Source organism: Streptomyces sp. RLB3-17, assembly GCF_007113425.2.
GTDB classification, from domain to species: domain Bacteria; phylum Actinomycetota; class Actinomycetes; order Streptomycetales; family Streptomycetaceae; genus Streptomyces; species Streptomyces mirabilis_D.
Genome location: NZ_CP041610.2, coordinates 10740491 through 10763375, shown reverse-complemented (window position 1 = coordinate 10763375; position 22885 = coordinate 10740491). Strand labels below are relative to the sequence as shown.

Here is a 22885-nt window from a genome sequence, read left to right as displayed (position 1 = left end):
GCTCGGGGTGGGAGACGTATGGCACAGGCCGCCGCTACAGCGCGGACCGTCATTCTGACCGTGGATGACGATCCCGGGGTGTCGCGCGCCGTCGCGCGCGACCTCAGGCGCCGCTACGGCGAGTCGCACCGGATCGTGCGCGCGGAGTCCGGGGATGCCGCGCTGGACGCGCTCAAGGAACTGAAGCTGCGGGGCGACCAGGTGGCGGTGATCCTCGCCGACTACCGGATGCCGCAGATGAACGGCATCGAGTTCCTTGAACAGGCGCTCGACGTGTACCCCGGCGCACGCCGGGTGCTGCTGACCGCGTACGCGGACACGAACGCGGCGATCGACGCGATCAACGTGATCGATCTGGACCACTATCTGCTCAAGCCGTGGGATCCGCCGGAGGAGAAGCTCTACCCGGTCCTCGACGATCTGCTGGACGCCTGGCGGACCAGCGACTACCGGCCCGTGCCGACCTGCAAGGTGGTCGGGCACCGGTGGTCGGCGCGCTCCTCGGACGTACGGGAGTTCCTGGCCCGCAACCAGGTGCCGTACCGCTGGTACTCGTCCGACACGCCGGAGGGGCAGCGGCTGCTGTCCGCGGCCGGTCAGGACGGGGAGCGGCTGCCGCTGGTGATCACGCCGGACGGTACGCCGCTGGTCGAGCCCGACGACCCGGATCTCGCGGCGCGGGTCGGCCTGGCCACGACGCCGACGTCGGAGTTCTACGACCTCGTCGTCATCGGCGGCGGTCCGGCCGGACTCGGAGCCGCCGTGTACGGCGCGTCCGAGGGGCTGCGGACCGTGCTCGTGGAGCGGTCGGCGACCGGCGGGCAGGCCGGGCAGAGCTCACGCATCGAGAACTACCTCGGCTTCCCGGACGGGGTGTCCGGGGGCCAGCTCACCGACCGGGCACGCCGCCAGGCGGCGAAGTTCGGCGCCGAGATCCTCACCGCGCGCGAGGTGACCGGCCTCGAGGTCACCGGAGCGTCCCGCACCATCCGTTTCTCGGACGGCTCGGCGATCTCCGCGCACGCGGTGATCCTGGCGACCGGTGTCTCGTACCGGCAGTTGCAGGCGCCCGGCCTGGCCGACCTCACCGGATGCGGTGTCTTCTACGGTTCGGCGCTGACCGAGGCGGCCGCCTGCCAGGGCCACGACGTGTACATCGTGGGCGGGGCGAACTCGGCCGGTCAGGCCGCCATGTACCTGTCGCGCGGCGCGAAGTCGGTCACCCTCCTGGTACGGGGAACGTCGTTGTCCGCCTCGATGTCGCACTATCTGATCCAGCAGATCGAAGAGGCGCCCAACATCACGGTGCGCACCTGCACGGTCGTCGACGCGGCGCACGGCACGGACCATCTGGAGCAGCTCACCCTGCGGGACGTGACGAGCGGGCACACCGAACTCGTCGACGCGCAGTGGATGTTCGTGTTCATCGGCGCGGCCCCGCTCACCGACTGGCTGGAGGGGACGGTGCTGCGGGACGGGCGCGGATTCATCCCGGCGGGTCCCGACATGACCATCGACGGGCAGCCGCCCAAGGGCTGGGAACTGGACCGGCCGCCGTACCACCTGGAGACCAATATTCCCGGCGTGTTCGTGGCCGGGGACGCACGTGCCGAGTCCGCGAAGCGGGTCGCTTCCGCGGTCGGAGAGGGAGCCATGGCCGTCATGCTCGTCCACCGTTATCTGGAGCAGTCATGAGCGGGCGGCCGATGCCGTGCGACATGGGGGAACTGAGCACGCTGTTCCTGTTCGAGAAGCTGGACGCGGACCAGCTGGGCCGGCTGTGCCGGGAAGGGCGGGTGGAGGAGTTCGACCCGGGTCCCGTCTACATCGAGGGCGATCCGGCCACCTGCTTCTTCGTGCTCCTCGAAGGCACCCTGGTGATGTCGCGCCGGGTCGGGGCCGACGATGTGGAGACCACCCGCAGCTCCCAGCGCGGGGTGTACGCGGGGGCCACCCAGGCCTATGTGAGCGGGCCGGACCAGGCGAACTACAGGGGCTCCCTCCGCGTCACCGTGCCCTCCCGGTTCTTCATCCTGCCCGCCGAGACCTTCTCCTCGATCATGCGGGACTGGTTCCCCATGGCCGTACACCTGTTGGAAGGGCTGTTCTACGGCACCCAGAACGCCCAGCGGACCATCGGGCAGCGCGAACGACTGCTGGCGCTCGGTTCGCTGTCGGCCGGGCTGACGCACGAGCTCAACAATCCGGCCGCGGCGGCGGTCCGTGCCACCTCCGCGCTGCGGGAGCGGGTCGCGAAGATGCGGCAGAAGCTCGGTGTGATCGCCGCGGGCCCCTACAAGCGCCACACTCTGGAAATCCTGGTCGAGATCCAGGAGCGCACCGCCGAGCGGGTCGCCAAGGCCACGCCGCTGAGCCCGCTGGAGACCTCCGACCGGGAGGACGCGCTCGCCGACTGGCTGGACAACCACGACATCGCGGGCGGCTGGCAGCTCGCGCCGACGTTCGTGCAGGCGGGGCTCGACACGGACTGGCTGGACCAGGTCGCGGCGGCCGTGGACGAGGAGACACTCCAGGGCGCGGTCCACTGGCTGAACTACACCGTGGAGACCGAGCTCCTCATGAACGAGATCGAGGACTCCACGACCCGTATCACGCACCTTGTGGACGCGGCCAAGCAGTACTCGCAGCTCGACCGCGCGCCCTATCAGGTCGTCGACGTCCACGACCTCCTGGACAGCACGCTGATGATGCTCTCCGGGAAGATCGGCTCCGGCGTCAAGGTCGTCAAGGACTTCGACCGTACGCTGCCGAAGATCCCCGCGTATCCGGGCGAGTTGAACCAGGTGTGGACGAACCTCATCGACAACGCCGTCTCGGCGATGGACGGCGAGGGGACCCTGACCGTGCGCACCGCACTCGACCACGACCAGCTGCTCGTCGAGTTCCGCGACAGCGGTCCCGGGGTACCGCCCGAGATCCGCGACCGCATCTTCGACCCGTTCTTCACCACCAAGCCGGTCGGTGAGGGGACGGGGCTCGGTCTGGACATCTCGTTTCGGATTGTTGTCAACAAGCACCACGGAAGTATTCACGTGCAGTCCGTCCCGGGCGACACCCGTTTCCAGGTACGCCTTCCCCTGACCGTCGCGGACACCGAAACACCCGAGGAGTCTTCATGAGCCTGCCCGCCGGAATCGATCCGAGTGTCCCGCCGAGCGGTCCGGGGTGCGGGGACTGCGACGCCGCCGGCGGCTGGTGGTTCCATCTGCGCCGCTGTGCGCAGTGCGGCCACATCGGCTGTTGCGACGACTCGCCCGCCAAGCACGCCACGGCGCACGCGAAAAGCACCGGCCATCCCATCATCCGCAGCTTCGAACCCGGCGAGGCCTGGTTCTGGAACTTCGACACGTCCGAGCTGTACGAGTCCGGTCCGGACCTCGCTCCCCCGCTGAGTCACCCCGAGGACCAGCCGACACCGGGTCCCGCGGGGCGGGTGCCGGCGAACTGGGCGAGCACGCTGGGCTGACCTGCCGGCCCGTACCTTCAGCTCCGTACCGTCAGCCCCGTGCCCTCGGCCCCGTGCCCTCGGCCTCGTGCCTTCGGCGGACGTCAGCGCACTGAGTGGCCGTACATCTCGCCCAAGGGCTCGGCGAGGAGTTCGACGCGGGCGCCGTCGGGGTCGCGGAAGTAGAGCGAAGTGCCGCTCTCCTCCTCGTAGTCGACCCCGGCGGCGTCGAGCCGTTCGCGCAGCCGCTGCCAGGTGGTGGGGTCGACGGAGATGGCCAGGTGGTGCAGTCCACCGAGCACCTCGGCGTAGGGGCCCAGGTCGAGGCCGGGGAAGTCGAAGAAGGCCAGCAGGTTGCCGTTGCCGACGTCGAAGAAGAAGTGGGTGGAACCCTTGTAGTCGCGGTTCTCGATCACCTCGGTGAGCGGGAACTCCAGGATGCCCTGGTAGAAGCGGACGGTCCGCTCGACGTCGGCGGAGAGCAGCGCCACGTGGTGCACTCCGCGTGCGGAACTCGCCGGCCGGTCCGAGGCCAGTTGCGTGTCGCGGATGCGCGTACGCTCCGCCTCGATCGCCGCGAGGTCCAGGGGCTGCAGCGCACTCATGGGAAACTCCGTTCGCCATTCAACCACTTTGCCCTCACTCTAGACCTCGCAACCGCACGCGGGCCACCGGTCGGTGGCGGCCACGGCAACCTCGGTCGGCGCCCCCGGGGTACCGAAGCCCGAACCAGCGTCACTGGTCACCCGGTCGCCCTGAGCGCGTCCTCGCGTCTCGGCTGTCGGGCTGGATCTCGCGTTGGAGATCGGCCACGCGATGGAGAGCCGTCTTGAAGGCGGCGTACTCCTGCCGACCCAGTGCCTTCGCGTGACGTTCCTCGATCGCGCGCATGATGGAGGCGGCGGCCTCCATCTGGAACAGCCCGCGTTCGGTGGGGCAGATCAGTTTGGCGCGGCGGTCCCCGGGGTCGGGTTTGCGTTCGACGTAACCCAGGCGTTCGAGGTCGTCGACGAGGGAGCCGATGACCTGCTTGTGCTGTCCGGAGACGCGGGCGAGTTCGCTGGCACGGATCCCGTCGGCACGCAGGTAGGCGAGGACGGCGCCGGCCCGGGGCTGGATGTCGTCGAAGCCCTGCTCGGCGAGCGCGCTGAACAACTCGCGCTGAACGGAGAAGAGGACCTGGGCGGCGAGCACGCCGAGGTCCGGGTCCGCGGTCCGGTGCTCGCTCAACACCTCTCCCGTCTCGGCGGTCGTCCGCCGTGCTGCGTGACCGGCGCTTGCGCTCCGGGGGACCGAGGTATAGCTTCGAATGGTCACTAGAACTGACTATCAAGTTTAGTGACCAATAAGCTGTGGCTCAACCCTCAAGGGAGCGGAAGATGAGCGAGCGCAGCAAGTTCTTGGAATCGATCACCCGGGACAACGCCGCCGTGGTGCTGGTCGACCATCAGGTAGGCCTGCTGTCCGGCGTCCGGGACATCCCGGTCGGCGAGCTGAAGCACAACGTGGTGGCGCTGGCACGGGCGGCGACCGTGTTGGGCATCCCGCTGGTCGTCACCACCACCGCGGCCGAGAGCATGTGGGGGCCGACCACCCCCGAGCTGGTCGAGGCGCTGCCGGCCGGACTGAAGATCATCGACCGCAGCACGGTCAACGCCTGGCACGACGACCGGGTCCGAGAGGCCATCGAGGCCACCGGCCGGCAGAAGCTGATCTTCGCCGGGGTGTCGCTCGAGGTGTGCGCGGCACTGCCCGCGATCGCCGCGACGGCCGCCGGCCATGACGCGTATGTCGCCGTGGACGCCTCCGGGACCTTCAGCCAGGCCAAGCGGGAGGCGGGGCTGCTGCGCATCCAGCAGGCGGGTGTCGTCGTCAGCGACTACGCCACCCTCATGGTCGAGGCCCTGGCCGACAACGCCGCCCCCGAGTCCGGCGCCGTCTACGCCGCCCTCGACATGCCGTTCGCCGTCCTGGTCGGCCAGATCTCCGCGGCCTACCAGGCCTAGGGCCTGTCCGGCGGATCATGCCTGGGCCGCGAGGTCCGCACAAGATGCGCCGCGCGGTGACGTGCCGGTCTCCGGTGTCTCGACGCCGGTCGCAGGGGGCTCTGGCGCCAGGGGACTTCGTGGACGACTGCTGACGGACGCTCTCCGTCCGGACGGTGGCCGGTGGAACGGTTTCCGGCCGGCAGCGGGCTACTGTGCGCTGCCGGGCCGCAGCGAGGTGAGGCGCGCCATCTCCGCCTCCGAGAGCCGCAGCGTGCCGGCCGCCACGTTCTGCGCGAGATGGTCCGGATCACCGGTGCCCGGGATCGCCAGGACGTGCGGCCCCTGCTGCAAGGTCCAGGCCAGCCGGACCTGCGCGACGGACACACCGTGCGCGCGGGCGACGGCACGCACCGCCTCGCTCTCGCCGGCTGCCGGACCCGCCTCGCGTCCGGAACCGGCGATCGCGAAGAACGCGACGAAGGCGAGGCCGAGTTCACCGCAGTGCCGCAGGAGCGCCCGGTCCTCGCTCAGCTCACCGATCCCGTAGGGGTTCTGCACGCAGACGACCGGGGCGATGGCCCGGGCCTCGGCCAGTTGCCCGGAGGTGACGTTGGAGATACCGAGGTGGCGGATCAGCCCGGCATCGCGCAGTTCGGCCAACGCGCCGAAGTGTTCGCCGATCGAGCCGTGCCGCCGACTCGGCGGCACGCGCAGGTTCACCACGTCCAGGTGATCGCGGCCGAGTTGGCGCAGGTTCTCCTCGACCTGGCCGCGCAACTGCGCCGGTGTGGCCCACCACCACGCGCCCGAGGGATCACGGCCCGGCCAGACCTTGGTGGTGATGACCAGATCCTCCGGGTACGGCGCCAGCGCCCGGTTGATCAGCTCGTTCGCGGAGCGCGTCGCCGAGAAGTAGAAGGCGGCGGTGTCGATGTGGTTCACGCCGAGCTCGATCGCCCGCCGGAGCACGCCGATCGACCGTTCGCGGTCGCGCGGCACGCCGCGGTCGAAGGGCGCGGTACCGGTCAGGCGCATCGCGCCGAACCCGACGTGGTTGACGGTCAGGTCACCGAGTCGCCAAGTACCCGTGGCTGCAGCGGTGTTCGTCCGTGGGCCCATGACATGGATCTCCTCTTGCGGGATGGGAACCGGGAACCGATGGGCGGTGCGGCCCCTTCAGGTCACTCGGGGCGTGAGTACCTTCGCAGCGGGTCCGCCGGTGCCGGGGGCAGGCTGGACCCGGGCACGAAAAAAGCCTCCTCGGCGGACCGGAGTCCGCGCCGAGAAGGCTCACGTGATGCCCAGCATCCTAGCAGCGCGGACCGGGCATCCACCAATAGGTCATCAATACCCCGCAAAATCCCCCAGGAGGGCGGCGCCGGTCGGCGACGACCGGTCAGGACGCCGCGTTCATCACGTCCAGGGCGCTCTGCTGGCGGGCGGCGTCCGTGGAGTCGATCGGCCCGGCCCAGTGCAATCCGTACGCGCCGAGGGCGTTGCGGTCGTTGGCGTAGGCGGAGTCGGCCTGCCGCGCGAGGTACGAGGTGTAGGGGCGGTCGGACAACTGGGCGTTGAAGGTGCTCAGACCACGGACGTAGGCACCCTTGAAGGTCGGCCCGTCGGCCCCGCAGCCGTTCGACTCACACGGCTCGCGCAGGATTCCGCCGGAGTTCAGCGATGCGGAGGTGGTCGAGGCGTCACCGATCTGGCGGCCGGTGGTCAGCAGGGCCGAGTCCCCCGTCGCCCGGTACAGCTCGGCGAGCCCGCCGAGGAGAACGCCCTGGTTGTACGACCATGCCGTGGACCCGTTGTTGCGACAGGTCGACAGGTCGATGCCGTCGTCGACGAGGTGCGAACTGTTGATCAAGCCGGTGCCCTTGAACCACGACCACTCCGCGTTCGCCCGGCCCAGATAGACCGAGTCGGCCCCGATGCGGTTGTGCAGGGCGGCGTTCAGCTCCAGGTAGAGGGAGTTGGCGATGGCGTTCTTGTACGTCTTCGCCGTGCTCCACCACACCCCGCCGCCGCACGTCGAGTCCCAGTACTGCGCCATGTGGTCCGCGTCGGCGCGGGCGGTGTTGAGATAGCGGCTGTCGCCGGTCAGGTCGTACGCGGCGACCCAGGCGAGGCCCCACCAGCCCGTGTCGTCGATGTAGTCGCTGCGGAACTGGCCTCCCTGGGCCCCCAGCTGGCGGTCGTAGGTGTTCGCGACGGCGTACTTGTAGCTGGGCATTCCGGTGACGCGGATGTTGTCGATGATCGCGGTCAGGGCGTTGGCGGAGTTCCACCAGCCGGTGGTGTCGAACAGACCGGTGGAGTTGTTGTACGACTGCATCAGCGCGGTGGCCGCCGCCGTGGGGCGGCTGTACGCGTTCCAGGTGGTGCGGGCCCATGCCGTACAGGCGATCTCGGCCCGGTCCCCCGCCTTGCCGCAGGCCCGCAGCGCGCCGACGCCGTTGTTGTTCCAGTCGTCGACGTTGTACATCAGGGTGCGCCAACCCCCTTGTCCTGAGGGGACGGTGGTGTCACCGAGCTTGCTGCCCGAGCTCCAGGTGCGGCCGCCGTCGAAGGAGCGGTCGAGCCAGACCTCGTCGGTCGGGCCGCCGTTGGTGATCGAGGCCCAGCCCATCGCGTCGGTGTCGTCGAAGTGCAGGGCGAGGGTGCGGGAGTAGATGGTGGCGGTGACCGGCTGCCGGTCACCCGGGGACAGGGCCGGGTCGCGTCCGTCGCAGTACTTGTTGCAGATCGTCGCCTCGGGGGCGGCGGTCGCGACGCCGCCGGTGACCGTGATCAGGAGGGTCAGCGTCGCGAACAGACCGGTCCCGATTCTCCGGACATGTCTTGCCGTTGAGTTCATGTCAGCTCCGTGGACGTGGGGGGTACGGGCCGTCAGCCCAGACGCCACTGCTGGTTGGCGCCGCCGTTGCAGGTCCACAGCTCGACCTGGGTGCCGTTGACGTTCCCGGCGGGCTTGTCGCCTCCGGTGACATCGAGGCAGAGCCCCGACTGGGCGCCGGTGATGGTGCCGTTTCCGTTGAGGCGCCACTGTTGGTTCGCGCCGCCGTTGCAGGTCCAGAGCTGCACTTTCGTGCCGGAGGTGGTCCCGTTGTCATACGCGTCCAGGCACTGGGTGCCGCCGTAGAGCCGCAGTTCACCGGCGGCGGTGAGGGTGACGGCCTGGTTGGCGCCGCCACCGCAGTCCCAGATCTCGATCTTGGTGCCGGGGGTGGTCTGGCCGTCGTACGCGTCGAGGCAACGGTTGGAGGAGGCTCCGATCAGCGGGTGTGTCGTCCCGACGCTGGTGCCGCTGCCGACGGACACCCGGTACATGACGGAGCCGTGCCCCGGTACGTTGGCCGCGATGCTGCCGGTCGTACTGCTGATCTGGTGGCTCCAGAGGTTGTTGATCCGGTACGACGAGGCCGCCGGCAGGCCCACCGCGGAGGCCGACGTCGTGATCGTGGCCGCGCTCGAGTTCTCGTTGAACAGGACGACCGACACATCACCGTTGGCGAGGGGTTTGGTCAGGACGTGCAGACCACCTGCCGAGGAGATCTCGGTGCCCTGCTTGCCGAGGGAGTCCTGGTCCACGGCGATGACGTCCTTGTTGCCGTAGAGGGAGAGGGTGGCGGCGGAGGCCTTGCGCAGATCGGTTCCGGCGATCAGCGGCGCGGCCATCTCGGCCCACAGGCTGAAGTGGGAACGGTCCTCGGTGAACGACATGCCGTTGCCGACCTCGAGCATGTCCGGGTCGTTCCAGGCGCCGGGCTTGGCGTACGGGGCGAGCTGGACGTTGGCCTTGTAGATCGACACCACCGTGGAGAAGTTGACGTTGATGTCGTCGGTGGTGCGCCAGCTGTTGCCGACCCCCGCACCCCAGGTCCACACACTGGCGAGACCCCAGTTGCAGAGGCTGTAGACGATCGGTCGGCCGGTGTTGGCCAAGGCGTCGCGCATGGCGGTGTAACGCTGCTGGTCGGGCACGTTCTGGTGGTTGCAGTTGTCGTACTTCAGATAGTCGACGCCCCAGGAGGCGAAGCTGTTGGCGTCCGTCTGCTCATGGCCGAGGCTGCCCGGGAATCCCTGGCAGGTGGCGGTGCCGGCGCTCTCGTAGATGCCGAGCTTGAGTCCCTTGGAGTGGACATGGGCGGCGGTGCCGCTGATGCCGTCGGGGAACTTGACGGGGTCGGGTACCAGTTGACCGGCGGAGTTCCGGGCCGAGGTCATCCAGCAGTCGTCGATGTTGACGTACTGGTACCCCGCGTCCTTCAGACCGGAGGAGACGAGATAGTCGGCGGTCTGCTCGACCAGCGCCTCGCTGACATTGCAGCCGAAGGCGTTCCAGTCGTTCCAGCCCATCGGGGGCGTCCGGGCCAGGCCGTTGTCGAGAGCGTGCACGCGCGGGGCCGAGCTCAGCAGGAGCAGGGGCGGGGAGAGCACCAACAGCAGCAGCGCGAGCACCGCTCTCAGGGGTCTCCACGGGCTTGACGGGGCGGTCATGTCTGCGTCTCCTGTTTCGCCGTGGGGGCCGGACGGATACAGGCGTCCGGAGCTATGGAAACGTAACCATCGCGAAGATCCCACGCCCTCGATCGGACGTCAATGGTCCGTACCACAACGGCTGTTGAGGATGACGCTGAAGAACTACCGTGCCTGCGCGGTCTGTTGACGACTCCATGTGACAGTGGCAACGTTTCCATTCGCCTGACGCCTGCGCGCCCCGTGCAGGCGGCGGCGCTCTGAATGGAGGCGTGTCGATGCGCTTGAATCCCTCTCGCCGGGCGCTGGTCGGCGGCGGCATCGCGGCCATGGCCACGTTGACCGCGACCAACGGAACGTCAGCCGCGGCAGACGTGCCAGGGTCTCAACACCCCGACCGGTCCCGGGCATTGTCACGCGGCATCGCCGCCTACGCCGCGCTGGAGAGACACCTGGCGAGCAAGGGCGGCTCCGGTCTGGTCCGTGAGCGGTATCCGGCGGCTTCCGGAGACAACGCGTACTCGTACGAATGGCCCTTCTCCCAGGTACACGTCGCGGCCCTCGACCTCGCGGCGGTCGATTCCCGCTACGCGGCGGAGGTGACCCGGCGGGCGAAGGCACAGGAGCACTACTGGAACGCCGGCGGCGGCACGACCGAGCTGCCCGGGTACGACTCCTACCCGCGCGCCCCCTACGGCTCCGGCGGCGACATGTTCTACGACGACAACGAATGGGTGGGCCTGGCGAAAGTCCAACTCCACCTGCAGACAGGGGACTCGGCGGCACTGGCCCGAGCCAAGGAGATCTTCGACCTCGTCAGGTCGGGCTGGGACACCGACTCCGCGCACGCCGCCCCCGGCGGCGTCTTCTGGACCCAGGCGAACTGGAGCCAGGACCGCAACACCGTCTCGAACATGCCGGGCGCCCAGCTCGCCCTCCGTCTGCACCAGATCACCGGTGAAGACGGCTACCTGGACTGGGCAAGACGGTTCTACGACTGGACGAACACGTATCTGCAGAGTCCCGGCGCTCTGTACTGGGACCATCTCGACCTGAAAGGGACGGTCGAGAAGACCATCTGGTCGTACAACCAGGGAGTCCCGGTCGGCGTCAACGTCCTTCTCTACAAGGCGACCCACGACCGCACATATCTGCGCAGGGCCGAGCGGATCGCCCAGGCGGCCTACGCCTACTACGTCACGCAGGGACGGCTGTTCACCCAGCCGGTGTACTTCAACTCGATCTTCTTCAAGAACCTGCTGCTCCTGGAGTCGGTGACCGGGGACGGCACGTACCACCAGGCGATGGCCGACTACGCGGACGAGCTCTGGTCCACGATGCGCGATCCCGGCACGGGTCTTGTGCACTTCGACTCGTCCGGCGGCACCGAGGCGATCCAACAGGCCGCCTTCGCGCAGCTCTACGCCGTGCTCGCGTGGCCGCGCGAGCTGTGGCCGACGCTCTACTGAGCCGCTACCGGGCAGCCGTCTCCCCCGTGCCACGGGCGATCAACCGCGACGGCAGCACGGTCCGGTGGAAGGGTGAGTCCTCGCCGTTGATGCGGTCGATCAACAGATGGGCGGCACGTCGGCCGAGTTCCTCGATGTCCGAGGTCACCACCGTGACCGGGGTGGGGAGCATATCGGCGAGCTTGAAGTCGTCGAAGCCCACCACGGCGATGCGCGCCTGCAACTGCTGGCTCGCCCGCAGGACGCCCTCGGTGAGGAAGCCCGTCGTCGAGAAGATCGCCGTCGGCGGGTGCGGAGAGGTGAGCAGGGCGTGGGTGGCGGCGGTGGCCTCCTCCGTGGTGCCGCGCCGCAGGGTGACCACCAGTGCTTCGTCGACTTCGATGCCGCTCTGCCGCAGGGCCTTGCGGTATCCGCGCAGTCGGCGGCCGGTGGTGTAGTACGAGGGGGCCACGAGGATCGCGATCCGGCGGTGACCGTGGTCGATGAGGTGCTGCGTCGCCATGCGTCCCCCGCCCTCGTTGTCGACGAGGACGACATCGGCCTCGGCTCCGGTGGCGGGCCGGTCCACGAAGACGATGGGCACCTGGTCGTGGCCGTTGACCTCCTGCAGAAAGGCGTGATCGCCCTGGTCGGGAACGATGATGAGGCCGGCCACGCGTCGCCCGATCAGCTCGCCCACGGCACGGCGTTCGACCTTCGGGTCCTCGTCGGCGGTGCTCAGGAGGACTGCGTAGCCTGCGTGGGCCGCCACCTCGACCGCCGCCTTGGCCAACGACGCGTAGAAAGGGTTGGTCAGGTCGCCGAGCAGCAGGCCGATGGTCATCGAGTTCTGCCCGGGACGCAGCGAACGCGCGATCTCGTTGCGCTGGTATCCGATCTCGCTGATCGCCGCGTTCACACGCTCGGCCGTCTCCTCACGGACCGTCCCGATGCCGTTGACGACGCGGGACACGGTGACAAGGGCGACTCCGGCCCGCTCTGCGACATCGCGCATCGTCGGCCTGGTGTTCTGGCGCTGCGGGAGACGACTGCTCACGTGGGGCGGAGACCAACTTTCCTGATGTGTTTCGCGGCCACCTGCGAGGGTGCCGCGCGGGCCTGACCGGGCGAACGCCCTCAGGATACGTTTCCGTTCCCGTCGTACGCCCCGGTCGGCGGGCGGCTTGCCCGCCGACCGTGAACGCGCCGAACACCTAGCCGTTGCTCTTGATCACTTCGTTGATCTTGTCGGCCATGGACTGCAGATCGGACAGCGGCTTCTTGCCCTGGAGGATGTCGGGCCAGTACGCCGTGATCAGGTCGCCGGCCTGGCTGGCCCACTGGGTGGTGAAGCGCACGCCGATGGTGGACGAGGCCTTCAGATCCGTCCTGACGGTGGAGGCGACGGTCGTCTGCCCCGCCTTGTCGAGGGCGTTGAAGTAGGAGTCCTGAGCACGGGTGTAGGCCGGCACCGCCACGGGCGAGTCGGGGAGCACCTTGGTCCACACGGTTGAGTCGAGGTACTTGAGGACCTTGAAGGTGGCGTCCGCGTTCTTGGTGTACGAGGGGGTGCAGATGCCCACGGCGTCGTACAGCGTGGCCGGCTTGTCGGCCTGGGGCAGGGGCGCGAACCCGTACTTGATCTTCGGTTTGTCCGTGAGGAAGCCGGCGGCCAGCCACTGGCCGCTCCAGAGCATGGGGATCTCCCCGGCGGAGAACAGCGACTGCTGGTTGGAGATGTCATAACCGGGAGGCGCTACGGCGCCGCTCTTGATCCCTGCCACGAGCTTGCTGACGCCTTCGGTGTACGTGGCGTCGACGGTGACCTTGGTGGGGTGGTGGACGTCGTCGGTGAAGGGCGCGCCGCCGGCGGACTGGGAGTAGAGGCTGAGGCTGAAGGGGGCGTCGAGAGCGGTCATGGCGTCGGCGACCAGGCCGTACTTGGCGCCTTTCGCGTGCAGCTTGGCGGCGGCCTCGTACATCTGGTCCCAGGTCCAGCCGGCCGCGGGTACCGGAATGCCGGCTGCCTTGAAGGCGTCGATGTCGTACCAGATGCCATAGGTGTTCATCAGCGAGGGGACGCCGCCGATCCTGCCGTCGGCGGTCTTCCAGTTCTTCATGGCCGTGGCGTCGAAACTGCCGGTGCCGAAGTCGCCGGAACCGGAGAGCTTCGAGGACCAGTCGGTGAGCAGTCCCTGTCCGGTGTACTGCTGCTCGGTGTCGTTGCCGCACCAAAAGAGGTCGGGGAGCTTCTTGGCCTGGGTCAGCGCCGAGAGCTTGTCGCTGTAGTTGCCGTTGGGTGTGTCGATGCGTTTGACCGTGATGTCGGGGTCCTGGAAACCGGCCAGGGCCTGGTCGATGAGCTTGTTGGTCGCGTTCGACTCCCAGGTCATCACGGTGACCGTGGTCTTCCCGCCCGACTCCTGTCCCGAGGAGCCGCCGCAGGCCGAGGTGGCCAGCAGTCCGCCTGCCGCCAGCAGCGCTCCGGCTGCATGGAGTGTTCGTTTCAACGTGGCCTCCTGGTACGGGGAGTGGGTCGGCTGACGTGGTGCGGGTCAGCGCTGGTTGACGGTGCCCAGAGCGCTCAGGCCTTGGATGAAGTAGCGCTGGGCCACGAAGAACACGGCCAGTGGGGGCAGCATGTAGAGCAGGTTGGTGGCCATGTAGAGGTTCCAGTCCGGGGTCTGGCCGGCGAACTGGGAGACGAAGGAGGCCATGCCGACGCTCAGCGGCCACTTCTGTGACGAGTAGAGATAGATCAGCGGGTTGAGGTAGTCGTTCCACGACATCTGGAAGGCCAGGATGGACATGGTGATCCAGGCCGGTCGGGTGAGGGGCAGCATGACGCTCACGAAGATCCGGAGGTGTCCCGCGCCGTCGACCTTGGCCGCCTCGTCGATGGAGTGGGGAATCGAGAGGAAGTACTGGCGGGCGAGGAAGATGAACAGCGGATTGCCGCCCAGCCAGGCCGGCACGATCAGCGGCAGCCAGGTGTCGTACCAGCCGATGTCCTTGAACAGCTGGAACAGCGGGATGACGCCGACCACCGGTGGCAGGAGCATGCTGCCGACGAAGACGTAGAACAGGATCCTCCGGCCGGGGAAGCGGAGCCGGGCCAGGGCGTATCCGGCCATCATCGATGTCATCACCCCGCCGATCACCGAAAGTCCGGTGATGACGAGGGAGTTGAGCAACAGGCGCGGGAAGTGGATCGCCTTCGGCCCGTCGATGAAGTTCTTGAAGTGGAACTCGTGGGGCAGCAGTTTCGGCGGCACTTCGAAGACGGCCGAAGGCCCTTTGAGCGCGACGGTGAGCATCCACAGGATGGGCAGGATCATCACGGAGCTGATGAGCAGCGCGACGGCGTACCAGGACGCGGTACGTGCGGCCCTGCCTCGCGGTCGGGCCGCCCCCGCGCTGTCGGGCGGCGGCGGAGCGGTCGGCGGCGATGTCTTCATGACGTCAGGAGACGTGGTCACTGTAGGTCCAAATCGAGGAGAAGCGAGCGGTGGCGGCGATCAGGACGACGATGACGAGGAAGAGCACCCACACCTGGGCGGAGGCGTAGCCGAGTTGGGCGACCCGGCCGAGGCTGGGGAAGCCGTTGGTGTAGATCGACAGCATCAGCACCCTGGTGCTGAATCCCGGGCCGCCCATGCCGTCCGGGGAGAGGATCTTGGGCTGGTTGAAGGCCTGGAGGGCGGTCACCATCTGCAGGACGACCTGCAGCACCATGATCGGGCTGATCAGCGGCAGGGTGATCCGGAAGAACACCGTCCTGGGTCCGGCGCCGTCGAGCCTGGCCGCTTCGTAGAGCTCGGTGGGAACCGCCTGGAGCGCGGCGAGGAAAATGATCATTGTTGAGCCGACGCTCCACAGCATGACGATCACGATCGAGGGCATCGCCGAGTCCGAACCGGACAGCCACTCACTCGTCGGGAGGTGAAGCCATGACAGCACCTGGTTGGCCAGGCCGACTTGGGGATTGAAGACGAACTTCCACAGCGTGATCGTGGCGACCACCGGCAGTACGACGGGCACGTAGCACAGCGTGCGCAGCAGGCTGACCCCCCGCATCCGCTGGTTGCAGAAGACCGCCAGCGCCAGCCCGATGGCCAGAGACAGGGGCACGTACAGAACGACCAGCAGCAGGGTGGCGCGTACCGAGGGCCAGAACGACGGATCGGTGGTGAACATCCTTCGGAAGTTGTCGAAGCCGACGAACTTCGGATCCGAAAGGCCGTTGTACTGCGTCAGCGCGAAGTAAGCCGACCGGATCAGCGGGTAGACGACGAACACCGTGAACCCGATGAGGGCCGGCGCAAGGAACACGTACGCGGCCCGGGCGTCCGATCCGAGCTTTCTGCGCCACGGGCGTGGAAGAGCTGTCACACGCGTTCACCTTCTCCCTACGGGGAGTTGGCGATGGCTCAGTCCTGGGCGGGCTCGCCGGTCTGGTGGTCGCCAGCTCCCTCAAGGTAACGTTTCCATTCCCCGTTGATCACACCGTGGCGTAGGTCACAGGAGGAGTCAAGAGGCGTGATGGTAACGTTTCCCATTCCCCAATCTCCTCCGCCCTGGAGCATTCCGGAGTCCCTGAGGGCGCTCGGAGGGAAGCTCGCCACCGAACTGCGGGGCGCCGGCCCGGCCGCGGACATCGTCGAGAGCTGCCTGACCAACACCTGGGTCACGTCGATGAGTTGGGGAACTCCTGCGGCCCCTTGGGCGGCGGAGGTCTTCGTCAGGACCGGCGACATACCGGCGATGTGGTTGCGCGACAGCACCGCCCAGATGCGTCCCTACCTGGCTCTGGCCGCGGATCCCCGGATCGGCGATGTCCTGGTCGGCGTGTCGCGGCGTCAGATCCGCTGCGTCCTGCTGGACCCGTACGCGAATGCCTTCAACGACGGCCCCACCGACGCGCACGGCGAGCCCACCGACCGTCCTGCGGTGGGAAGTTGGGTCTGGGAGCGCAAGTACGAACTCGACTCGCTGTGCGCGCCACTGCAGTTGGCGTACGCGATCTGGCAGGCGACCGGTCGCGTGGACCACCTGGACGACGGCTTTCGCCGCGCCGCGTGGACGATCGTACGCACCTGGCGTGCTGAGCAGGCGCACGAGCGGTCACCGTATCGATTCGTCCGGCCCTCCGGCCCCTTCTCGTCGGACACCCTTCCGCTCGGCGGCCGCGGCGCGGCGGTGGCGTGGACCGGTATGACGTGGTCCGGCTTCCGGCCGAGCGACGACCGCTGCACGTACGGCTATCTCGTGCCGGCCAACGCGTTGGCGTCGACGTGCCTGCACGGCCTGGCCGCACTGGCCGAGTCCGTCCTGCACGACACGGAACTCGCCCGGACGTCGTTGGCGCTGGCGGACGAGATCGACGCGGGAATCCTGGCGACCGCGGTGGTGGAGGCGGGCGGCGCGTCCGTGCTGGCGTACGAGGTGGACGGCCGGGGCCATGTCCTGCTGGGCGACGACGCCAACCTCCCCAGCCTGCTGAGCCTCCCCCTCAGCGGCTGGTGCGCCCAGGACGACCCGCTGTACCGTTCCACTCGGCAGGTCGTGCTGTCCGACGCGAACTCCTCCTACTTCCGCGGCAGGTTCGCGTCCGGGGTGGGCAGTGCGCACACCCCGGACAAGCACGTCTGGCCGCTGGCGATCGCCGTCGCCGGGCTGACCGGCGACGAGAGCGACGCGGCGCGGGCTCTGGACACACTGGCGGCCACCACCGCGGGCACCGGGCTGATGCACGAGAGTTTCCATGTCGACGACCCCGGCCGGTTCACCCGGGACTGGTTCGGCTGGGCCAATGCCATGTTCTGTGAACTCGCCCTCGACCTGTGCGGACGCGGCGTGCGCCACCTCTTTCCCAGGCACCCGCGCGTCCCGCCTGCCGCCCCGGGCCTCACCTGAGAAACGTCCGGCGCTTCAGGCCGCCCACTGGCAAGTCGGCAGCGATTCAGGGCGAACCCACCTCCGCCACCTTCCGGTGGCACGTCGACCTGACACAGGTATCGGGCCGACGTGCCGAACGAAAAGGTCCGCCTGCGAGGACGGTGAAACCCAAGGCACCCAAGGAATCCGAGCAAGCCAAGCTCTTCGTCGTCGAAGCCGCGCTGTGAGCCTGGCCGTGGTTCACGGACGGACGGCCGAGACCCCCGAGTCGAGACAGGGGTGTGGAGCGGGCGATGGTGTGGTGCCGGGCCGCCCGATCACCGTCCTGGCAAGATGGCGGCATGGAACGTGTGCTTGGAATCGGTGGGTATTTCATGCGGGCCGCCGACCCGGCGGCCCTGAACGCGTGGTACCGCGACTGCCTGGGCCTGGACGCCGACGAGAACGGACTGTGGCGTCAGGAGACCGGGCCGACGGTGTTCGCGACGTTCGAGTCCGAGACCGACTACTTCGGGTCTCGCGCCCAGCAGGCCATGCTCAACTTCCGGGTCCGCGACCTGGATGCGATGCTCGCGCAATTGCGCGCCAAGGGAGCGGACGTGGCCGAAGAGACGCAGGACATGGAAGGTGTCGGTCGATTCGGCTGGGTCACCGATCCCGAGGGCAATCGGGTCGAGCTGTGGCAGCCCGCCTGACCACGTCTTCACGCAGGCGCGGGAGGCGGGACGGCACAGTCGCTGATGTGGTCGGCCTCGGCGGACGAGAACTCCGTCCCGGCGACCGCGGGGCTCGTTCAGGCCGATGAGGACACCGTCCAGACCCGTGAGTGGCACCGTGGCGACAACCGTGGCGTGGGCGAGGAGGGTCAGGCGGCGCCGGGCGTCCGCTTCCCCTCCCGTTCCTCCCGCTCGGTGAGCAGCGCGTCGAGCACGTTCAAGGCACGCCAGGTCCGTGTCATTCCGAAGGGCGCGGTGACGCGGACGGCGGCGCGGACCTCGTCCGGTGTCGCCCCCGCGCCCAGTGCGCGGCCGACGTGAGCGCGGAAGCTTTCCTGGAGGGTCTGGTAGAGGACGTCCACCGTCATGGTGGCGAACGCCCGTTCGCGGACGCTGATGCGGGACATGTCGGCCCGCATGCGCGACTGCAGGTCCATGTAGTCGGCCAGACCCGGGTCGAGGGTTTGGACCTGGGCGCGCATCGCCGCGGGAAGCGGGCTGCCCGTGCCGTCCGCGTTCACCTCGTGGCCCTTGCCGGTCGGTCCGGGCAGGCCGTGCTCGCGCTCGATCTCGGCCAGCCGCACCAGCGCGGCCAGCGCCGCCGGGTATCCGCTGTCGTAGGAGATGAAGCGGAGCAGTTCGCGCAGGTCGTCGGCGTCGATGCCCTGGTCGAGGGCGGCTCGCACATGAAGTTCGTACGGCATGCCGAGGACCTGTTCGCACACGTCGGCGACGAGGCTGAGCAGGATGCGCTCGCGTGGCGTCAGTTCCGGGCCCTCGCCGGCGAGTCGAAAGCTCGCGGCAGCCATCTCCGCGAACGTCGGGTCCAGCTCGACGATCGTGCTCTGGGTCGGCAGTGTCATGGCGACTCCCCATAGGTGAACACCTGTAGTGCTACGACTGTAGCTCTACAGGGGGTCCCCTACAATGCCGAACCATGGACGCGACCACCCCGGCCCGGAAGACCGCCCGGACCGCCTCACGCGGCCGCAACCCGCGGGGCCAGGGCGAGCGGCTGCGCGCCGAGATCGTCGACGCGACGCTGCGGCTGCTGGAGGAGCTCGCCGACGACGAGGCCCTGTCCCTGCGTGCCGTCGCCCGCGAGGTGGGCATCGCCGCGACGTCCGTCTACATCCACTTCGCCGACCGCGACGCGCTGGTACTGGCCGCGCTGGAGCGGTGCCACACGGACCTGCTGCGCGCGGTGGACGAGGCGGAGTCGGGTGCCGGCGACCCGGTGGCCGCGTTGCGCGCCCGCACCGCGCTGCTCGGGGCCTGGTCCCGCGAGCACCCGGGGCTGTACAAGGTGCTGCACGAGAGCACGCTCAACCGGCGCACGGACATGTCCTTCAAGGAGGAGATGGCCGGGCGCACGACCGCGGCGATCCGTCGCTGCATGGACGCGGGGCTGGCGCCTCGGGGCGACGCCGAGACCGTGTCCCTGGATCTGCGGACGGCCGTCCATGGCGCGGTGTCACTGCGCGTCAACCAACCCGAGCTGCCCTGGCCCCCGTTGGAGGAGCAGGTCGACCGCTTCCTGACGAAGCTGGTCGGTGTGCCACCCGTGAAAGGCTGACGGAGCGGCGCGGCCCACGGCCCCGCACAGGGTCAACCGCCTGAGGACACCGGTGGTAGGGACGTGTCGTTCTGCCGCAGTTCGACCAACAGTTCGTTCTGCCCGGCCAGTAGCTCCGTGAGGATGCGGCGGGCCGCGCGCAGGAGCTCCGCGACGTCACCGCCGGCCAGCGCGTAGCTGACGGTGGAGCCCTCGCGGATGGACACCACGATGCCGGAACGACGCAGTACGGCCAGCTGCTGCGACAGGCTGGACGGCTCGATGTCGAGGTCGGCGAGCAGGTCCCGCACCGGGACGGGGCCGTGTTGCAGCAGTTCGAGGACCCTGATGCGCACGGGGTGTCCCAGCATGCGGAAGAACTCCGCCTTGGCCTGGTAGAGGGGGACCCGCATCGGTGCTCGCTCCCTGCCGCGTGGGGATGGTCTTCACCTGGTGCGGCGACGCCCGGAAGGCGCCGCCGCACGATGTGTCCTTCGCTACCGATCCTTCTCGCTCGCGGCCCCGCGCATCCCCTTGTTGGGATCATGCTGATGTGGTGACTTGAAGAAGTCTTCACATCGTGGGCGCACGTCGGCCCGAGGATCCGGTCGGCCTAGACTTCCAACTGCTCCTCAACGCGCTTGAGTTGGTGGCGAGCCATCGCCAGATTCGAACGCGCCTTGTCGAGCACGAGGTAGAGGAACAGACCGTTGCCGTTGCGTCCGGTGACCGGCCGGATGAGGTGGTACTGCGATTCGAGAGTGATCAGGATGTCCTCGATCCGGCTCTTGAGACCCAGTTGCTCCATGGTCCGCACCTTCGCGCGGACGACATCCGTGTTTCCGGCGGCAGCGATCGTGAGGTCGAGGTCCTTGCCCCCGCCCAGCGTGCCCAGCGCCATGCCGCTGGTGTAGTCGACCACGGCCGCCCCCAACGCTCCCTCGGCCGCGGTCATCATTTCCTTCAGCGACACTTCCACACTCGCCATAGCGCCTCCCCTTGGTTGTCGGCTGTGCGGCGGGATCGGCGATGCCCGTCCCGCCACGTGACCGCACCGTATGCGGACGGCCGAGGCGCCGACGGGAGTATCTCCGAGGCTGACATCAGGCGATCGGAGATGATCGCGACGGCATCGATTTCCGACTACTACTGCCCTGTTGCGGCCAGTGCGGCGAGGGTGTCGTCGAAGTCGGTGGCACGGGGCTGGTTGAGCGGGAGCTTGGCCAGAACACGGGCCATGGCGCAGCTGCCGCTGACGGCCGAGTAGACCAGGCCTCCGGCGACGCCGACGGACAACCAGCGCGCGGCCGAACGGCGTTGTCCGACCGCGAGTCCGACGAGGACCAGGGACCCGGCGACGAAGCGGACCTGACGGTCCATGGGCCAGACGCCGCGGGCGTCGGCCGGACGGTGCAGGTCGTGTCCGTGCCGGCTCCAGGCGGTGGTGCCGCCGGTGAGGGTGGCGGCGGGGATGCCGTGTGCGGTGAGGGTGGCGCAGGCCTGCGCGGAGCGGGCGCCGGAGGCGCACACCATGACGAGGTCACCGCGCTCGGCGGCGGACTTCAGGACGGGCACGGCCGCGTCGAGACGGTCCACGGGGATGTTGTGGGCGCCTGCTATGTGACCCGAGGCGTACTCGCCGGGGGTGCGCACATCGATGACGGTCAGCTCGTGGAGCCGGGCGTGGGCCTGGTCGGGGGCGAGGGAAGTGGCGGTCACGGGAATTTCCTTCTCTTTCCGGTGCTTCACCCCACGGACAGAATACCCGCGGGGGTATATCGAGGGAGGGCTTGTGGAACTGGCGATGGCAGCCGAGGAGCTGAAGACGGTGATCAACCGGCTGCGCCGGGCGCAGGGGCAGATCGCCGGAGTGATCAAGATGATCGAGGAGGGACGGGACTGCGAGGACGTGGTCACCCAGCTCGCCGCGGCCTCCCGGGCACTGGACAAGGCCGGGTTCGCGATCATCGCGACCGGTCTGCAGCACTGTCTGACCGATGCCGACCTGGCCGCCGACGGCGACCGTGAGCGGATGCGGGCCCGTCTGGAGAAGCTGTTCCTGTCCCTCGCGTGAAGCTGTTCCTGTCCCCTGGCGTGAGTCCGCCGGTACCGGCCGGGGTCAGGTCAGGGCGTCGACGAGCATGAACACGGCGACCGCCAGCAGGACCACGGCGAAGGTGCGCTGAAGGAGAGGGCCCGAGACCTTGCCGGCCAGGCGTTTGCCGTCCCAGGCGCCCAGGATCGCGGTCCCGGTGAAGGGCGCGATCAACGTCCAGTCCAGGCCCGACGTCGTGGCACCGCGGGTGAGCAGCGAGGCCAGCGAGTTGACCGAGATGATCAGCAGGCTGGTGCCGATGGCGGCCTGCATCTCGAAGGCCAGGACGGTGACCAGGGCCGGCACGGCGAGGAACCCGCCGCCCACCCCCAGCAGTCCGGTCAGCGCGCCCAGCCCCGCTCCGGTGCCGAGGGCCCTGGCCGGACGAACAGCACCAGGCTCCGCTGCGGACGGCGCCCGGGAGGGGCGCAGCATGCGGGTGGCCGCGAGCGCGGCGACGGCGGCGAACGCGGCGATCAGCAGCGGCTGCGGCAGCCGGGCCGACGCCGCTCCGGCGGCCACCGCCGGGACGATGCCGGCGGCCGCGAACAGGATGCCGGCCCGCCACCGCACATGGCCGCTGCGGGCGTGGCCGAACAGGGCCGTGAGCGAGGTGGCGGTGACGATCAGGAGGCTTGCGGTGGTGGCCGCTGCCGGGGTGAAACCGAGCAGGTAGATCAGGGCGGGCACGGCGAGGACGCTGCCTCCCCCGCCCAGGGCGCCCAGCGCGAGACCGACCAGGCCCCCCGCGACGAGCGCGAGAACGAACGCGCTCACGCTATGGCACCGTCGTCTCCGTCCGGGCCGGCCACCGGCAGACCGGCCCGCGACCAGGCGACCATGCCGCCGGTGACATCGGTGGCCTCCGTCCCACGGCCGGTCAGGATCTCGACGGCCTGCCGGGAACGCCGACCGGAGCGGCAGATCGCCACGACCGACCTGCCCTGGGCGGCTGGTGGCAGGGCCTCCCCCGCCACCAGCCGGGACAGGGGCAGGTGCAGCGCATCCGGTGCGTGTCCCGCCTCCCACTCGGCGGTTTCACGGACGTCGAGCAGGACGGCCTGGCCGTGGGCGGCCCGCTGGTGGGCCTGGACAGGGTCGAGACGACGGGAGGCACGACTGCGGCTGCGGCTGCGGAAGAACATGGGTTCATCACTCCGAACGGGTGTTGCGGCGGGGGTTCCGTGAGGGCCTGACTGTGGTGCAGCAGTCCGTACGGAACCGGGTGCGGGTCGATCCA

Annotated in this window: 24 protein-coding genes; 9 read left to right on the top strand and 15 right to left on the bottom strand. The window is 68.9% G+C overall.

The window, feature by feature from the left end; all coding sequences use genetic code 11:
* The first annotated feature begins 18 nt into the window (after window positions 1-18).
* Genes FNV62_RS48490 through FNV62_RS48480 form a run of 3 tightly spaced genes read left to right on the top strand, consistent with a single transcriptional unit; the run spans window position 19 to window position 3487 of the window.
* Window positions 19-1695 (top strand): FAD-dependent oxidoreductase, encoded by a 1677-nt coding sequence (locus FNV62_RS48490; protein WP_097288068.1) that lies wholly within the window; start codon window positions 19-21, stop codon window positions 1693-1695.
* Complete coding sequence (locus tag FNV62_RS48485; protein WP_143604429.1) at window positions 1692-3140, top strand: ATP-binding protein; 1449 nt, start codon at window positions 1692-1694, stop codon at window positions 3138-3140. The genes FNV62_RS48490 and FNV62_RS48485 overlap by 4 nt, the downstream gene beginning before the upstream one ends.
* Window positions 3137-3487 (top strand): UBP-type zinc finger domain-containing protein, encoded by a 351-nt coding sequence (locus tag FNV62_RS48480; protein ID WP_143604428.1) that lies wholly within the window; start codon window positions 3137-3139, stop codon window positions 3485-3487. Before FNV62_RS48485 ends, FNV62_RS48480 begins: the two co-directional genes overlap by 4 nt.
* Before the next feature lie 83 nt (window positions 3488-3570).
* Here the strand turns inward: FNV62_RS48480 and FNV62_RS48475 are convergent, their stop codons facing one another.
* Window positions 3571-4071, bottom strand: a complete 501-nt coding sequence (locus tag FNV62_RS48475) for a VOC family protein (protein WP_179858420.1) — start codon at window positions 4069-4071, stop codon at window positions 3571-3573.
* Between the two features lie 130 nt (window positions 4072-4201).
* Window positions 4202-4696 carry a MarR family winged helix-turn-helix transcriptional regulator gene (locus tag FNV62_RS48470; protein ID WP_143604427.1) on the bottom strand — a complete coding sequence of 165 codons (495 nt, stop codon included), beginning with the start codon at window positions 4694-4696 and terminating at the stop codon, window positions 4202-4204.
* Between the two features lie 149 nt (window positions 4697-4845).
* On the opposite strand from FNV62_RS48470, the gene FNV62_RS48465 reads away from it, so the two are divergent.
* On the top strand, window positions 4846-5472 hold the full coding sequence (locus FNV62_RS48465; protein WP_060900055.1) for an isochorismatase family protein: 627 nt from the start codon (window positions 4846-4848) through the stop codon (window positions 5470-5472).
* Window positions 5473-5661: 189 nt separating this feature from the next.
* Here the strand turns inward: FNV62_RS48465 and FNV62_RS48460 are convergent, their stop codons facing one another.
* The 3 genes from FNV62_RS48460 to FNV62_RS48450 all read right to left on the bottom strand — a co-directional run bounded on the left by FNV62_RS48460 (window position 5662) and on the right by FNV62_RS48450 (window position 9954).
* The gene (locus FNV62_RS48460) at window positions 5662-6573 is read right to left on the bottom strand and encodes an aldo/keto reductase (protein WP_143604426.1); all 912 of its coding nucleotides are present in this window, start codon (window positions 6571-6573) and stop codon (window positions 5662-5664) included.
* Between the two features lie 277 nt (window positions 6574-6850).
* Window positions 6851-8311 carry a glycoside hydrolase family 76 protein gene (locus FNV62_RS48455; protein ID WP_144316235.1) on the bottom strand — a complete coding sequence of 487 codons (1461 nt, stop codon included), beginning with the start codon at window positions 8309-8311 and terminating at the stop codon, window positions 6851-6853.
* A gap of 32 nt (window positions 8312-8343) precedes the next feature.
* The gene (locus tag FNV62_RS48450; protein WP_143610491.1) at window positions 8344-9954 is read right to left on the bottom strand and encodes a glycoside hydrolase family 27 protein; all 1611 of its coding nucleotides are present in this window, start codon (window positions 9952-9954) and stop codon (window positions 8344-8346) included.
* A 257-nt stretch (window positions 9955-10211) separates the two neighbouring features.
* Between FNV62_RS48450 and FNV62_RS48445 the strand changes: the two genes are divergently transcribed.
* A complete protein-coding gene (locus FNV62_RS48445; RefSeq protein ID WP_143610490.1) occupies window positions 10212-11402 on the top strand; it encodes a glycoside hydrolase family 76 protein in 1191 nt (396 codons plus the stop codon).
* Window positions 11403-11406: 4 nt separating this feature from the next.
* Here FNV62_RS48445 and FNV62_RS48440 read toward each other — a convergent pair whose 3' ends face one another.
* The 4 genes from FNV62_RS48440 to FNV62_RS48425 all read right to left on the bottom strand — a co-directional run bounded on the left by FNV62_RS48440 (window position 11407) and on the right by FNV62_RS48425 (window position 15773).
* Window positions 11407-12396: a LacI family DNA-binding transcriptional regulator gene (locus FNV62_RS48440; RefSeq protein ID WP_143610489.1), complete on the bottom strand. Its 990-nt coding sequence runs from the start codon at window positions 12394-12396 to the stop codon at window positions 11407-11409.
* Window positions 12397-12595: 199 nt separating this feature from the next.
* Window positions 12596-13891, bottom strand: a complete 1296-nt coding sequence (locus FNV62_RS48435; RefSeq protein ID WP_186003174.1) for an ABC transporter substrate-binding protein — start codon at window positions 13889-13891, stop codon at window positions 12596-12598.
* Between the two features lie 45 nt (window positions 13892-13936).
* Window positions 13937-14839 (bottom strand): carbohydrate ABC transporter permease, encoded by a 903-nt coding sequence (locus FNV62_RS48430; protein ID WP_225900660.1) that lies wholly within the window; start codon window positions 14837-14839, stop codon window positions 13937-13939.
* 4 nt (window positions 14840-14843) lie between these two features.
* Window positions 14844-15773, bottom strand: a complete 930-nt coding sequence (locus FNV62_RS48425; RefSeq protein ID WP_225900659.1) for a carbohydrate ABC transporter permease — start codon at window positions 15771-15773, stop codon at window positions 14844-14846.
* 150 nt (window positions 15774-15923) lie between these two features.
* On the opposite strand from FNV62_RS48425, the gene FNV62_RS48420 reads away from it, so the two are divergent.
* Together FNV62_RS48420 and FNV62_RS48415 are read left to right on the top strand one after the other, a co-directional pair.
* Window positions 15924-17297: a glycoside hydrolase family 125 protein gene (locus tag FNV62_RS48420; RefSeq protein WP_143610487.1), complete on the top strand. Its 1374-nt coding sequence runs from the start codon at window positions 15924-15926 to the stop codon at window positions 17295-17297.
* A 323-nt stretch (window positions 17298-17620) separates the two neighbouring features.
* Complete coding sequence (locus FNV62_RS48415) at window positions 17621-17974, top strand: VOC family protein (RefSeq protein ID WP_143610486.1); 354 nt, start codon at window positions 17621-17623, stop codon at window positions 17972-17974.
* 170 nt (window positions 17975-18144) lie between these two features.
* Here FNV62_RS48415 and FNV62_RS48410 read toward each other — a convergent pair whose 3' ends face one another.
* Window positions 18145-18858: a carboxymuconolactone decarboxylase family protein gene (locus tag FNV62_RS48410; protein ID WP_143610485.1), complete on the bottom strand. Its 714-nt coding sequence runs from the start codon at window positions 18856-18858 to the stop codon at window positions 18145-18147.
* A gap of 74 nt (window positions 18859-18932) precedes the next feature.
* Here FNV62_RS48410 and FNV62_RS48405 point away from each other — a divergent pair, with 74 nt between their 5' ends.
* The gene (locus tag FNV62_RS48405; RefSeq protein ID WP_143610484.1) at window positions 18933-19571 is read left to right on the top strand and encodes a TetR/AcrR family transcriptional regulator; all 639 of its coding nucleotides are present in this window, start codon (window positions 18933-18935) and stop codon (window positions 19569-19571) included.
* Between the two features lie 32 nt (window positions 19572-19603).
* Here the strand turns inward: FNV62_RS48405 and FNV62_RS48400 are convergent, their stop codons facing one another.
* The 3 genes from FNV62_RS48400 to FNV62_RS48390 form a co-directional block, all read right to left on the bottom strand.
* Complete coding sequence (locus tag FNV62_RS48400) at window positions 19604-19963, bottom strand: ArsR/SmtB family transcription factor (protein ID WP_060900065.1); 360 nt, start codon at window positions 19961-19963, stop codon at window positions 19604-19606.
* A gap of 200 nt (window positions 19964-20163) precedes the next feature.
* Entirely contained in the window at window positions 20164-20538 is a 375-nt protein-coding gene (locus FNV62_RS48395) for a hypothetical protein (protein WP_060900066.1), read from the bottom strand.
* Window positions 20539-20696: 158 nt separating this feature from the next.
* A complete protein-coding gene (locus FNV62_RS48390; protein ID WP_143629783.1) occupies window positions 20697-21269 on the bottom strand; it encodes a rhodanese-like domain-containing protein in 573 nt (190 codons plus the stop codon).
* A gap of 73 nt (window positions 21270-21342) precedes the next feature.
* On the opposite strand from FNV62_RS48390, the gene FNV62_RS48385 reads away from it, so the two are divergent.
* Window positions 21343-21624, top strand: a complete 282-nt coding sequence (locus FNV62_RS48385) for a metal-sensitive transcriptional regulator (RefSeq protein WP_097288054.1) — start codon at window positions 21343-21345, stop codon at window positions 21622-21624.
* A 45-nt stretch (window positions 21625-21669) separates the two neighbouring features.
* Here the strand turns inward: FNV62_RS48385 and FNV62_RS48380 are convergent, their stop codons facing one another.
* Both FNV62_RS48380 and FNV62_RS48375 read right to left on the bottom strand, forming a co-directional pair.
* Complete coding sequence (locus FNV62_RS48380) at window positions 21670-22422, bottom strand: sulfite exporter TauE/SafE family protein (protein WP_097288053.1); 753 nt, start codon at window positions 22420-22422, stop codon at window positions 21670-21672.
* Window positions 22419-22790: a rhodanese-like domain-containing protein gene (locus tag FNV62_RS48375; protein ID WP_143656641.1), complete on the bottom strand. Its 372-nt coding sequence runs from the start codon at window positions 22788-22790 to the stop codon at window positions 22419-22421. The genes FNV62_RS48380 and FNV62_RS48375 overlap by 4 nt, the downstream gene beginning before the upstream one ends.
* Window positions 22791-22885: the final 95 nt, after the last annotated feature.